General features: G+C 72.1%; 12 protein-coding genes. 4 read left to right on the top strand and 8 right to left on the bottom strand.

Translation table 11 applies throughout. The annotated features are described in order from the left end of the window. Positions 1-30: 30 nt before the first annotated feature. A complete protein-coding gene (locus AC3IYJ_RS35900) occupies positions 31-552 on the bottom strand; it encodes a protein-tyrosine phosphatase family protein (RefSeq protein ID WP_489398690.1) in 522 nt (173 codons plus the stop codon). Positions 553-577: 25 nt separating this feature from the next. Then, on the bottom strand, positions 578-1,444 hold the full coding sequence (locus AC3IYJ_RS35895; RefSeq protein ID WP_489398689.1) for a serine hydrolase domain-containing protein: 867 nt from the start codon (positions 1,442-1,444) through the stop codon (positions 578-580). 183 nt (positions 1,445-1,627) lie between these two features. Between AC3IYJ_RS35895 and AC3IYJ_RS35890 the strand changes: the two genes are divergently transcribed. After that, on the top strand, positions 1,628-2,362 hold the full coding sequence (locus tag AC3IYJ_RS35890) for an ATP-grasp domain-containing protein (RefSeq protein WP_489398688.1): 735 nt from the start codon (positions 1,628-1,630) through the stop codon (positions 2,360-2,362). 60 nt (positions 2,363-2,422) lie between these two features. Then, entirely contained in the window at positions 2,423-3,907 is a 1,485-nt protein-coding gene (locus AC3IYJ_RS35885; RefSeq protein WP_489398687.1) for an MFS transporter, read from the top strand. A gap of 19 nt (positions 3,908-3,926) precedes the next feature. Here the strand turns inward: AC3IYJ_RS35885 and AC3IYJ_RS35880 are convergent, their stop codons facing one another. Then, the gene (locus AC3IYJ_RS35880; protein WP_489398686.1) at positions 3,927-5,870 is read right to left on the bottom strand and encodes a glycosyl hydrolase family 28-related protein; all 1,944 of its coding nucleotides are present in this window, start codon (positions 5,868-5,870) and stop codon (positions 3,927-3,929) included. Between the two features lie 254 nt (positions 5,871-6,124). Between AC3IYJ_RS35880 and AC3IYJ_RS35875 the strand changes: the two genes are divergently transcribed. Together AC3IYJ_RS35875 and AC3IYJ_RS35870 are read left to right on the top strand one after the other, a co-directional pair. Next, positions 6,125-6,820: a DUF6629 family protein gene (locus tag AC3IYJ_RS35875; protein ID WP_489398685.1), complete on the top strand. Its 696-nt coding sequence runs from the start codon at positions 6,125-6,127 to the stop codon at positions 6,818-6,820. A 408-nt stretch (positions 6,821-7,228) separates the two neighbouring features. Beyond that, a complete protein-coding gene (locus AC3IYJ_RS35870) occupies positions 7,229-8,884 on the top strand; it encodes a GMC oxidoreductase (protein ID WP_489398684.1) in 1,656 nt (551 codons plus the stop codon). A 117-nt stretch (positions 8,885-9,001) separates the two neighbouring features. On the opposite strand, the gene AC3IYJ_RS35865 is transcribed toward AC3IYJ_RS35870, so the two are convergent. The 5 genes from AC3IYJ_RS35865 to AC3IYJ_RS35845 all read right to left on the bottom strand — a co-directional run bounded on the left by AC3IYJ_RS35865 (position 9,002) and on the right by AC3IYJ_RS35845 (position 13,144). Beyond that, positions 9,002-9,481 carry a carboxymuconolactone decarboxylase family protein gene (locus tag AC3IYJ_RS35865; protein WP_489398683.1) on the bottom strand — a complete coding sequence of 160 codons (480 nt, stop codon included), beginning with the start codon at positions 9,479-9,481 and terminating at the stop codon, positions 9,002-9,004. After that, positions 9,478-10,560: an NAD(P)H-dependent amine dehydrogenase family protein gene (locus AC3IYJ_RS35860; RefSeq protein WP_489398682.1), complete on the bottom strand. Its 1,083-nt coding sequence runs from the start codon at positions 10,558-10,560 to the stop codon at positions 9,478-9,480. The genes AC3IYJ_RS35865 and AC3IYJ_RS35860 overlap by 4 nt, the downstream gene beginning before the upstream one ends. A gap of 65 nt (positions 10,561-10,625) precedes the next feature. Further along, positions 10,626-10,799 (bottom strand): DUF6126 family protein, encoded by a 174-nt coding sequence (locus AC3IYJ_RS35855; RefSeq protein WP_489398681.1) that lies wholly within the window; start codon positions 10,797-10,799, stop codon positions 10,626-10,628. 28 nt (positions 10,800-10,827) lie between these two features. After that, positions 10,828-11,499, bottom strand: a complete 672-nt coding sequence (locus AC3IYJ_RS35850; RefSeq protein ID WP_489398680.1) for a helix-turn-helix domain-containing protein — start codon at positions 11,497-11,499, stop codon at positions 10,828-10,830. 94 nt (positions 11,500-11,593) lie between these two features. Continuing rightward, positions 11,594-13,144: an ATP-dependent DNA ligase gene (locus AC3IYJ_RS35845; RefSeq protein ID WP_489398679.1), complete on the bottom strand. Its 1,551-nt coding sequence runs from the start codon at positions 13,142-13,144 to the stop codon at positions 11,594-11,596. Between the last annotated feature and the right edge of the window lie 97 nt (positions 13,145-13,241).

Here is a 13,241-nt window from a genome sequence, read left to right as displayed (position 1 = left end):
GTCCGCGCTCCGAGGGACGAGGAGCCCGGCCTACGGGAGCGGGTCGAGCTCCACGAGCAGCGCGGCGGTGTCCAGCCCGGCGGCGAGGTACTCGGTGAAGGTCTCGTTGTGCAGGGCCCACGGGGAGCGCTTGCGGCGGACGAGCTCGATCGCCTCGGCAGCGGCCGGTACGAGGCCGCGCTCGACGAGGCACTGGGCGACGACGAGCCCGGACCGGTTGTAACCGGAATGGCAGCGGACCAGGATCGTCCGTCCGGAGGCGAGGGCGGCGCAGGCGGCCCTGGCGAGCCGCTGGACCGTACGGAGCTGCGCGCCCGTGAGCGGGGCGTCGGGCATGTGGCCGACCAGGTGTTCCACGCCTGGACCCGGACCGTGGCCCGGGTGGGTGAAAAGGCTGATGACCAGGTCGAACTCGGCTCCGACGACGACCGGCTGCAGCTCCCCGGCCGGGTCGGTCCAGAAGTGACCGCCCATCCAGAGGCCCGGGGCGATCTCGTCCCACGGACTCCCGGGACCGGGCGGTTCGCGGTCCTTCCGACGGGTCTTCTTCATCGGATCCCGAGGATACAACCAACCATCAGTGGGCGGGAGTTGAATCGAAGACGGCGTCACGGAAGGCGGTACGGAGCGGGGCCGACGGAGTGGTGGGGAGCAGGGCCGCCCAGCGCCGACGGCGCGGGGAGACCCACAGGGCGGGGCCCTCGCCGTGGGACCAGGCGCCGTGCGGGGCCGGATGCCAGAGCAGGCCGCGGGCGGGGGTGAGCTCGCCGGTGCGGATGCGCAGCGACTCGTCGGTCCAGGCCCGGCTGACGGGCCGCGCACCGGATCCCTCGCAGGAGCCCGCGGCGGAGCAGCCCTCGCCGGAGCCCTCCGCAGGGGCCAGGAGATGGGTCAGGAACCGGGCGAGGTCGGCGACGGGGGCGCGCAGGGTGCCGTCCGCGGCGAAGCGGGTCCGGGTCATGCCGAGCGGACCCCAGATCCGGTCCGCGGCGAACTCGGCGAGCGGCCGGCCGCAGAGCCGCTCGGCCAGCCGGACCAGAGAAGGTAGGGCGGACACGGCAACCGGGGCGGGGCCTTGGGGGAGGTGGCCGAGGTGGCCAACGTGGCCGACGTGGGTGAGCAGTTGGTGTGCGGTGGCTCCGGCGGGCAGGCCGTCGCCCGCTCCGTACGCGGTGAGCGGGGTGTGCAGGCTCAGCTCCCCTTCCCTCACAAGGATCCCGATGACGGGCCAGACGGCCAGCACGGCCGCCAGCCCACCGACGTCGAGCACCTCGGGTTCCGCACCGGCCCGGTGCGTGGCGCCCGCTCCGGCCGCCGCGCTCGGGCCCTGCGGACCTCCGTATGCCCAGGCGGCCCCGGGGTCGGCCTCCCGCACGAGGGCCTCGACCCGTTCCGCGCACCCGCTCTGCCCGCTCTGCCCGGCCCGGTCGCTCTGCAGCGTCATGGTCGGTACGGTACGGCGTCCGGCCGCGCGGCTCCGGCGCGTCCCACGGGCCGGTCAGCGCCGCCACCCGAATGCCCGCACCCGCCCTGCCGCCTCCCCAGACCGCCGACCGCCGATCGCCGCCCACCGCCCGCCGCCGAAATCCGGATGACGCCGGGCTGGATCCTCCGGCAAGGTCACCGCATGACCCTGCTCCTCCCTCCCCGCCTCACCGCGTCCGCCACCCGGCTCCGGGACGCGGCGCACGCGCGCGGGCTGGCCACCGTACGACTGGACACCTTCGACGTGCCCGAAGGGCTGCGGGCCGCGCATGTGCACGCCGGTCCGCGCTTCGCCGACGCGGTGGCCCCCGGGCTCGGGATCGGCCTCCTGGAGGCGCCGTCCGACTGGCTGGCCCGGCTGCCGCGCCGGCTCACCGGCCGGGAGATCCGGCTGATGCCGCTGCGCGAGGCGTACGGGCTGCGCCGGCCCGTGTTCGTGAAGTCCCCGAACGACAAGGAGATCCCGGCGCTCGTCTACGCGGACGGCTCCCGGCTGCCGGGACCCGACGCGGTGGATCCGCGGACCGAAGTACTGGTCAGCGACGTGGTGCGGTTCACCGCCGAGTACCGGCTCTTCCTCCTCGACGGGGCGGTCCGCACCGCGAGCCGCTACGCCGAGGACGGCCGCCTCAGCCTGGGCCCGGCCTCGGCCGACGCCCTCGCCTTCGCCGCCGGGCTGCCGTTCTCCACCCTGCCGTCGGCGATCGTGGTCGACGTGGGCCTCGCCGACGGCGGCGGCTGGTCGGTGATCGAGGCCAACGCCGCTTGGGCGAGCGGTACGTACGACTGCGACCCCGGCCGCGCGCTGGACGTGGTGCTGCGCGCCGCCCGCCCCCTTTCGGCCCTGGAACCCCGGGACCTGGAGTTCCTCCGCTGACCGTGGAACCGTGTCCGCGGCCGGGTGGCCGTCCGGGGGCGGACCGGCCAGCCTGGGGGAATGACCGACCCCGTCGCACAACAGCCACCCGGCGTCCGGCTCCGCTCCGCGCAGGGCCGGTGGATCGTGCTGACCACCGTCCTCGGGTCCGCCATGGCGCTGCTCGACTCGACCGTGGTCAATGTGGCCCTGCCCAGCATCGGGCGGGACCTCGGCGCCGATCTGGCGGTGCTGCAGTGGACGGTCAACGCGTACCTGCTGACCCTCGCCGGGCTGATCCTGGTCGGCGGGGCGCTCGGCGACCGCTTCGGGCGGCGCCGGATCTTCGTGCTCGGGGTGGTGTGGTTCGCGGTGGGCTCGCTGCTGTGCGGAATCGCCCCGAACGCCGGAGTGCTGATCGCGGCCCGCGCCCTGCAGGGCATCGGCGGAGCACTGCTGACTCCCGGTTCCCTCGCCCTGATCCAGTCCTCGATCCACGCCGACGACCGGGCCCGTGCGGTGGGGCTGTGGTCGGGGTTCGGCGGGGTGGGCGCGGCGGTGGGGCCGTTCCTCGGCGGCTGGCTGGTGGACGGGCCGGGCTGGCGCTGGGTGTTCCTGCTGAACGTGCCGCTGGCCGCGCTGTGCGTCCCGGTGGCGCTGAGACACGTACCGGAGTCCCGGGATCCGCAGGCGCACGGGCGGTTCGACGTGGCGGGCGCCGTCCTAGGCGCGGCCTCGCTGGCGCTGATCACCTACGCCCTCATCGAGGCCCGGTCGGGCACCGCCCTCGTCGTGGCGGCGGGGGTCGGCGGCGTCCTGCTGGGCTGTGCCTTCGTCGCCGTCGAGCGGCGGCGGGCCGATCCGATGGTGCCACCGGGGATCTTCGCCTCGCGCCGGTTCACCGCCGTCAACCTGGTCACGCTGTGCGTGTACGCGGCCTTCGGCGGGTTCTTCTTCCTCGTCGTGCTCCAGCTCCAGGTGGTGTCCGGCTACTCCGCCCTCGCCTCCGGGGCCGCCCTGCTGCCGACCACCGCCCTGATGCTGCTGCTGTCGGCCCGGTCGGCGGAGCTGGGCGAGCGGATCGGCCCGCGGATCCCCCTGACCGTGGGGCCGCTGCTGTGCGCGGCGGGGATGCTGCTGATGCTGCGGGTCGGCGAGGAGGCCTCGTACGTACGGGACGTGCTGCCGGCGCTGCTCGTGATGGGGATGGGCATGGTGACCCTGGTGGCTCCGCTGACGGCCACCGTCCTGTCCTCGGTGGATCCCGGCCGGGCGGGGCTGGCCAGCGGGATCAACAACGCCGCCGCTCGCGCCGCCGGGCTGCTCGCGGTGGCCGCGCTGCCGCTGCTGGCCGGGATGGGCCCGGACGCCTACCTCTCGGCCGGAGCCTTCGACGCGGCGTTCGGGCGTGCGATGCCGTGGTGCGCGGGGGTGCTGGTGCTCGGCTCGGTCGTGGCGTGGACGACCGTACGCTCCCCCGCGCCCGGGAGCTGCCACCCGCAGTGCCGTACGAACTGCGCGGTGACCGCTCCGCCGCTCGAACCCCCGGGAGCGGCGGAGCGGTGATCCGGACGGCCCGCCCCTGCTACCAGGGGCCGGGCGCGGGCGGGGCCACGACCGGCGGGCGGTCGTCGCAGGTGATGGTGTTGGGCAGTTCCCAGCCGGCCAGCCAGGGGCCCGTGGTGCCGCCGCCGTCGTTGCCGCCCCGGTCCACGAGGGTGAACTCGGAGCCGGTGCCGGGGAAGTTGAAGGAGCCGCAGTTGTTGGCCCCGACGGCGCCCACGTTGCGGGCGTCGACGTTCTCGAAGGTCGCCGAGCCTGCCGACCGCGCGCTGAGGACGGAGGTGCCGGTGCCGTCGACCTTGATGTCCTTGAAGTGGACGTTCTCGATGCGCACCTTGTCCTTCACCGGCCAGTCGCCGACCAGCATGACGGCGTTGTAGGTGCTGTCGAGGAAGGAGTTGTCGGTGACCTGGATGTCGGCCTGGTCGATGCTCCGGTCGAGGGCGTAGAACCAGATGGAGCCGAGCCCGATCTTCCAGTTCAGTTCGTACGTGCCCGCGCGCGCGGTGGTGTTGCCGGCGATCCGCAGGGTTCCGGTGAAGGGTTCGGCGCCGAAGCGGGAGCCGACGTGCAGGGCGCTGCCCTCCCGGACCGGGTCGGCGACGAGGTTGGCGGTGACGGTGGTGTCGGCGCCGCCGTAGACGGCGATGCCGTTGGCCAGGGTCGGGCTCTGCACGGTGTTGTGGTCGAAGGTGTTGCGGGCGTCGGCCGTCTTCTCGGACCAGAGCGCGAGGCCGTCGTCCCCGGTGTTGCGGACGAAGTTGTCCTGGACGAGGGAGTCGGTGACGCCGGTGTGGAAGTTGAGGCCGTCGGCGATCTGGTCGGTGATGACATTGCGGGTGACTTCGAGGTTGCTCATCGGGCCGTCGAACCAGAGCCCCACCTTGGTGTGGTGGATGTAGAGGGAGTCGACGGTGGAGTCGCTCATCGCTCCGCCCACGCCGTTGACCTGGTCGGTGTCCACGCGCTCGCGGACGTCTCCTTCGATGGCGAAGCGGGAGAGGTGGACTCCCCGGCTGCCGCCGTCGGCGGCCTCCTTGCCGTAGAAGCCGACGCCCTTGCCCTTGACGGTGGTGTACCAGCTGCCGGCGCCGGTGACCGTCACGTCGTCCACGACGACGTGACGGTTGACCTGGTAGGTGCCGGGCGGCAGGTAGACCGGGAGCCGGTGGCGCCTGGCGAAGGCGATGGCCCGGTCGAGGGCGTCCGCGGAATCGCGGCGGCCGGTCGGGTCCGCCCCGAAGAGCAGGACGTTGGCCGCGGCCGTCTCGATGTGGGGAGCGCCGACGAGTTCGGAGTCGATCAGGTCGATCACGGTCCAGGCGGCGGTGCTCCCGGCCGGGACGGTCAGGCGGATCTTGTCCCCGGCCCGGTGGGTGCGGCCCAGGAGCAGCCGCTGCTCGTCGTACATGTGGGTGGGCCGGAACGGCTTGGTGACGACCGGGGCCGGGGTGGTGGCTGCGGGGACGCAGCCGCACTCGGTGATCCACCAGTCGGGGTGCAGGAGGTCGGCCTGCGGGTCGTTGCTGAAGGGGTACTGGTTGTACAGCCACGAGTACTGCGAGGTCAGCGTCATGGAGCGGCGGTTCTTGCCGTTGACGGTGACGTCGAGCGGGGCCGTGATGCCGCCGCCGGAGGGGGCGTCGGGGAGGCTGTAGCGGACGGTGAGCGCGTTGGCGGCCGCGGGCAGGGTGAACTCCGCGTACTCGCCCGGGGCCAGTTTCACGGCCTTGCGGCCGGAGGCCTCCGCGGGCAGGGCGTAGGCGGTGCGGTCGGGGCCGATGGGCGTGCCGGAGGTGACCGCGTTCTCGGCTTCCTGCTCGGCGAAGGGCACCCGGGCTCCGCGGCCCTCGACCAGTGCGGGATCGAGGGCGGCCCGGGTGACGGCTGTCGCGGGGGCGGGGGCTGTGGCGGGGCCCGCTGCGGCCGAGCCGGCGCCCAGGGCGCCGAGACCGAGCGTGGTCACGGTGATCGCCGCCAGCGCGGCGGCGGCTCCTCCGGGAACGGCTCTTCTCGCGGCTCCTCTCTCGGTTCCGGCCGTGACTCTGCCTGCGGCGCTTCTTGCGGCTCTTCTTGGGGACATGGCGGGGACAGTAGAACCCCGCGCATGAACACAGCAAGAGTCGTGCAGAAATCTTCTTTGTCCTGTCGAGTTTTTCCAGTGATCTGTGGCGTGGCAGACGGCGCCGGTCCGCCCTACCGTGAGAGCGGGAGGTCACCATGTGCTGGAGCGCGACGGCCGATCTGACGGCGGGTACGGCCATCACCGCCATCGGGATCGTCTGCCTGGTGCGCACGCGAAGGGCCAGGGACCTGCCCGTCGCCGCGCTTCCGCTGATCCTGGGCGCACACCAGCTGATCGAGGCCGCCGTCTGGAGGTCCGGCGGCGGCTGCGGCCCGGCCACCACCGCCTGGGCGGTGATCGCCCTGCCGCTGCTGCCGGTGTGGGTGCCGCTGGGGGTCCTCCTCGCCGCCGCGCCGGCGCTCCGGCCCCGCCTGTGGTGGCCGGCGGGCGCCGGTCTCGCCACCGGCGCGTACCTCTCGTACTGCCTGGCGACGCGCCCGGTGAGCGCCGAGGTACGTGGCCACGTCCTCGGGTACGGCGTGAACGTTCCATGGATGCCACTGGTTCTTGCGGGCTATCTGTTCGCCACGCTCGGCTCCCTGCTGATCTCCGGCGACCGATTGCTCCGCCGCCTCGGCGCGCTCCTCACCGTCGGGGCACTCGTCTGTTTCGCGCTGTGGCGGCTGGAATTCGCCTCCACCTGGTGCGCCTTCGCGGCCGCGGCCTCCGTTCTGGTCCTCGTCCGGACCGGGGAGCGCGGGTTCTCCTTGTGTACACGGGGTCCCGGACCGGGGGACGCCGGGCCTGTAACACCGGCCCGGACGGCGAACAGACCCACTTGGCGAAGGTAAAAAGATTCCGGGCCCGATCACGGCCGCACGCTGCGGTTTGCCGCTTTTCGGCCGTCGGGTGCGCGCGACACAGCCATGACGGAGTGGCTGCGTGGTCCGGACCTTCCCGTCACCCGGCACTGGACTCCGCCCCGTAACGCGTTCGACTTCTGACGTGCCGGATTCGACCGGCACGCGCTCCGCCCGCCCATGCCCGCCCCCCGCGCTCCAGTCACTCCCAGACCACCACTGCGCCACAGCCAGTGGTCGTTCCCAGCGTCCGATGGGACCTTCGGCGACGGAACCCGGACCCCGGACCGGCGCCCTCCGCGACCACGAGCAGCGAAAGATACCTAGGCGTATCTAGTGACTTCACAAGCACTCAGCAGTAGAACTCGTTCTCATTCAGCCTAGAGTGAGGAAGCTCACATGAGCGACAAAAGCCTGCACAAAACCAACACCAACGGCGTCTCGCGTCGCGGGTTTCTGGGTAGAACAGGTTCCATTCTTGGGGCCATGGCCCTTGCGGGTCCGATCATGCCGACCCAAGCACAGGCCGCCACGGCCGACGCGACCGCCGCCGGCCCCATCGACAACGGCGCCCACGTACCGGCCCTGGTGATCGGCACCGGGTACGGCGGCTCCGTCGCCGCCCTGCGGCTCGCCCAGGCCGGCGTGGACGTCCACATGATCGAGATGGGCATGGCCTGGGACACCCCGGGCTCGGACGGCAAGATCTTCTGTAGCACCACCAGCCCGGACCAGCGCTCCTACTGGCTGCGCACCAAGACCAAACAGCCCCTGAGCAACTTCCTGGGCTTCCCCATCGACAAGGACATCCCGCGCTACACCGGCATCCTGGACGCCGAGGAAATGGGCGGCATCATCGTCTACCAGGGCCGCGGCGTCGGCGGCGGTTCGCTGGTCAACGGCGGTATGGCGGTCACCCCCAAGCGCGCGAACTTCGGCGCCATCCTCCCGTCCGTGGACGCGGAGGAGATGTACAGCACCTACTACCCGCGCGCCAACGCGGGCCTCGGCGTCGGCCTGATCGACCCGGCCTGGTTCGACACCGTCGACTGCTACCAGTTCGCCCGCGTCGGCCGCAAGCACGCCCAGCGCTCCGGCTTCCCCTTCGTCTTCGTCCCGGACGTGTACGACTGGGACTACATGAAGCAGGAGGCGGCCGGGACCGTCACCAAGTCCGCCGTGGCCGGCGAGATCCTCTACGGCAACAACTACGGCAAGAAGTCCCTCCAGAAGACCTACATCGCCCAGGCCAAGGCCACCGGCAAGGTGACCATCTCGCCACTGCACAAGGTGACTTCGGTCTCCCAGGCCTCCGGCGGCGGGTACACGGTCGTGATCGATCAGATCAACACCACCGGCGACACCATCGGCACCAAGACCGTCCTCGCGGACAAGGTGTTCTTCGCGGCGGGCAGCGTCGGCACCAGCAAGCTGCTCGTCCGGCTGAAGGCCACCGGCGCACTGCCCAACCTGAACTCGGAGATCGGCAAGGGCTGGGGCGACAACGGCAACGTCATGGTCGGCCGGGCCAACCACATGTGGGACCCGACCGGCAAGGTGCAGGCGTCGATCCCCTGCGGCGGCATCGACAACTGGGACGCGGGCGGCGCCTTCGCCGAGGTGGCCCCGCTGCCGACCGGCATCGAAACCTACGCGTCCTTCTACCTGTCGATCACGAAGAACCCGAACCGTGCGGAGTTCAGCTACGACGCGGCCTCGGGCGCGGTCAAGCTGAACTGGCAGACGGCCTGGAAGCAGCCGTCCATCGACATGGCCAAGACCATCTTCGACAAGATCAACTCGAAGGAGGGGACGATCTACCGGACCGACCTCTTCGGCACCAACAAGATCTGGGGCGACCACCTCACCTACCACCCCCTCGGCGGCGCGATCCTGAACAAGGCCACCGACAACTACGGTCGCCTGCACGGCTACACGGGCCTGTACGTCATCGACGGCGCGCTCATCCCGGGCAACACCAGCGTCAACCCGTTCGTCACCATCACCGCGCTCGCCGAGCGCAACATCGAGAAGATCATCGCCACCGACCTGTAACGCCCGACGCCCTGCCCGCAAGGGTCCACCAGGTCGTGACAGGCAGCACGAAGGCCCGGGGCCGTCGGATTCACCGACGGCCCCGGACCCATGTGCGCCGCTCTCCCCCTCCGCGGCTCAGTGGCCCGGCAGCATGCACACGCTGTCGAGCCCGAGCACGTGGTTGAGCCGGCCGAAGGCCAGCCAGGAGCCGATGCTCATCGTCAGTTCCACGATCTCGACCTGGCTGTAGAGCGCCGACATCCGCTCCCAGAACTCCTCGTCCAGGCCGTGGTGGTCGAGGCAGTAGCGCTCGGCGTACTCCGCCGCCAGCCGGGTGCGCTCGTCGAAGCGGTCGGTGGTGCGCCACTGGGTCACGGCCTCGGGGAACTCGTCCTCGACCTTCTGCCCGTCCCGGTCCGTGCGCCAGTCCAGGCAGAAGATGCACCCGTTGATCTGCGCCACGCGCAGCCGGGCGGCCTCGAACTCGCGCAGCCCCAGGGTGGTGTGGGCGTACACCGACAGCGAGAAGTTGGCCGCGGCCATCCCGATGCCGGGTACCAGGTCGCCCCACACGTACTCGATGGGGTGCTGGCCTTCGGGTACGTCGATCCTCATGGGTGCTTCCTTCCGAGTTTGCCGATGGCGGGGCGCAGCGGGATGTCCAGGGCGTCGTAGAGCCCCGGTTCGGCCTCCACCAGCCAGTCGATGGCGCCGACCAGACGGCCGACGGCGGTGGCGTTGCCGCCCGCGGAACGGTTCTCGCCCTCGTCGGTGGCCTCGATGGTGACCTCGATGTGCGGGCGGCCCTCGATGACGACCCGGTGTGCGCCGTCCCCGCCGTCGGGCGGAGACGGCCAGTCGGGGGCGCAGGAGGCGTGGATGCGGGTGACGTGCTCGATGACGATGCGGGGCTCGCCCTCGACGATGCCCTGCACTTCGAAACGGATGGCGCCCTGGGTGCCGGCCTCGAAATCGCCCATCGTCCTCGTGGTGACGGTGGTTTCGAGGGCGCGGCGGTCCACCGTCTCGCGGATGTCGTCGAGTTCGACGCCGAGGGCGCGGGCCATCATCCGTATCTGGCCGCCCCACACCATGGTCGGGATGGACGGCATCAGCATCATCGGTTCGAAGTCCATGGGCTGGCCCATGCCGACGAGGAGGCGGACCGAGTCGGGCTGGTCGTAGGTGGAGTAGTCGAATATCTCCTGGCAGCGGATGACGTCGACCCGGGTGCCGAGTCCGCTGAGCAGGAGCGGGAGCACGTCGTTGCCCCAGCCGGGGTCGACGCCCGAGGCGAAGAGCGAGCCACCGCCCTCCGCGACCGCGGCGGTCACCGGATCGAGGAACTCCGGTGGTGCGTTGCGGTAGTCGTAGAGCGGGTAGAGGGCGGGGCTGACGACGACGGCCCCGGAGCGGATCGCCCGGCTGATGTCGGCGAGGGCGTCGTCGGGTCGGATGTCGCCCGACGCCGCGTAGAAGACGGCCTGCGGGCGGGCCGCGAGCACCGCCTCGATGTCGTCGGTGGCCGCGACACCGACCTCGTAGTCGAGCTCGCCGAGTTCACCGGCGTCGCGGCCGACCTTCTCGGGATTGTGGACGATGACGGCGGCCAGTTTCAGCGCCGGATGGGCCTCTACGGCACGGATGGCCAAACGGCCGACGTTGCCGGTACCCCAGACAACCGTGGAAATCATGCGCGGAGGGTAACTTCAAGACTTGCAGGTTCCCATAGCCGCGAGCGGAAACTTCGCGCCCGTCCTCACTGGCTCTTCGCGCCGAGGACGAAGAGCAAGTAGACGAAGAAGGCGAAGAGATGGCCTACGAACAAGTAGGCAATGAGCCGGATGACCAGACCGCGCGGGAACTTCGACTCGATGCGGCGCAGCACGGTCGGGGTCTGCTCCGCCTTGGGCTGCTGTTCTGTCCGGGACATGGGTACGGCTCCTTCGGCTGTCGGTCGGCTACTGGTGGCGCGTGGTGGTGGCGGTCGTGCCCAGGCACAGCCCGGCGAGGCTGCTCTGCAGCAGGGTGTGGACGAACAGCAGGTCGGCTCCGGCGGCCGAGGCCGCGCCGATCCGGTGCGACGTGAGCGAGTCGAAGTGCGCGCTGTCCCCCGGCTCCAGCAGGTGCTCGCTCTCCCCAAGGTGCAGCCGCAGCCGCCCCTTCAGTACGTACAGCCACTCCTCCCCGGGATGCACGCGGACCAGCTCGCCCTGGCTGCGGCCGTAGGGCACGTGCACGCGCAGGGCCTGCATGCCGCGGCCGGAGCCGCCGGCCTGCCAGTACGTCCAGCCGTCGGCCTCGCGGGCGCCGGGGCCGCCGGCCCGTACGATGGGATCGGCCACGGCCGGGGTCTCCCCCAGCAGCTCCGAAACCGTCGTACCGTAGGTGCGGGCGAGACCGAGCAGCAGCGGCAGCGAGGGCTGGCGCCGTCCGGTCTCCAGTCGTGACAGGTGGGCGGGCGAGAGCCGGGCCCGCGCGGCCGCGGCCTCCAGGGTGAGCCCGGCGCGGCGGCGGAGCTCGCGCAGCTGAGGGGCCACGGTGGGCAGCTCCAGGCCGCTGTCGGCGTTCTCGCCGCTGTTGCCGTCGAGGTCGGCCGCGTCTTCGGGGCCGGGGGCAGGACCGGTTGTCATGCCCCGATTGAGCCAGATTCTTACCCCACTGGCAATCTCCGTTGCCTCTGAGGCAAAAAGCCCTCGCCCGACTCCGGCGGCATCCCTGACGTACCTATTCCGGCGGATCCCCCGGCTCCTGCCCGCCCAGCACCGTCTCCACCGTGTCCGCGTCCTGCGCGCGCTTGTCGGGACGGTGGCGCAGGACCCGCGCGAAGCGCAGGGCCACCCCGGCCGGGTAGCGCGGGGAGCGCTGCAGCCCGTCGTAGGCGATCTCCACGACCAGTTCGGGGCGGACCCGGACGGTGTGGCCGTCGTCCTCGACGGCGAGCTCGCCGAGCCGCTCGGTCTGCCAGCGCAGCATCTCGTCGGTGAGTCCCTTGAAGGTCTTGCCGAGCATGGCGTAGCCGCCGTCGGCCGCGCGTGCGCCCAGGTGCAGGTTGGACAGGAGCCCGGTGCGCCGGCCTTGACCCCGTTCGACGGCGAGCACCACCAGGTCCAGGGTGTGCACCGGTTTCACCTTGAGCCAGTGTTTGCCGCGCCGGCCGGCCGCGTAGGTGGAGTCGAGTGCCTTGACCATCACTCCCTCGTGCCCCCGGCGCAGGGTTTCGGCCCCGAACTCCTCGGCTTCGGCGAGCCGCGCCACCGGGTCCTCGACCACGAGGCGACGCACCCGGGACTCCTCGGGCACCAGGGCGGCCAGGACCTCGTGGCGCTCGCGCACCGGCAGGTCGAGGAGTACGTCCGCACCCGCCGCCAGGACGTCGAAGAAGAAGACGGCGACCGGAAGGGTCCGCCGGGCGGCCTCGACGTCGACGCGCGAGCCGACCCGGCTCGCCACCTCCTGGAACGGCACCGGACGCCCGTCGGCCCCCGGCCTCCCGATGACCTCCCCGTCGAGGATGAACCGCTCGCCCGGCAGCGACCGGGCCAGCTCGGCCACCTCCGGCAACCGGTCGGTGATCTCGTCGAGGGAACGCGTGTACACCCGTACCTCGTCCCCCTCACGGTGGACCTGCACCCGGATCCCGTCGAGCTTCTCCTCCACGGCGCACGGCCCGAGCGCGGCCAGCGCCTCGGCCACCGACTTGGCGGTGTTCGCCAGCATCGGCTGTACGGGGTGCCCCACGCGCAGGGTCACTCCGCGCAGGGCCGCCTCCCCGTCGGCCAGGACCGCCGCCGCCACCCGGGGCAGGGAGCCGTCGAGCATCGCGGCCCGGCGAAGCTCCGCGGCCGGCACCCCGGCCGCGGCGGCCACGGCGTCCAGGGCCACGGCGTCCAGTGCGCCCTGGCGGACCTCGCCGGAGAGCAGGCTGCGCAGGAACCGCTGCTCGGCTCCGGTGGCGGCGCCGAGCAGGCCGTCCAGGATCCGGCGGCGCTCGGCCTGTGCGCCGGTACCGGAGACGGCGGCGAGCCTGGTCACCGCCGCGTCCACGGCGGACACGGTCAGGGTGGGCCCGGCGGCGGGCTCCACCTCGCGGGCGAGCGCGCGCCAGCCGATCCCCGGACGCCCCTGCGGGAGCCGTCCGGCGAGGTACGAGACCACGAGCGCGGCCTCCTCCGGGGGCGCGGCGGCGAAGACCCCGGCGAGCAGCCCGGTCTTCCCGGACCGGGCGGAGGTCTCGGCGACCTCCCGGGACACGCGCGCGACCTCGGCCAGCAGCATGCGGCCATCCTCGCCCGGCTCGGCGGAGCGCGCAGGTCGGCGGGACGCGCGGGTCGGCGGGGGTGCTCGGGTCGGCCGGGGTGCTCGGGTCGGCGGG

This window comes from Streptomyces sp. GL_140, from assembly GCF_057834465.1.
Note: the sequence above shows the minus strand (reverse complement) of the source record. Positions and strands in the feature narration are given on the sequence as shown.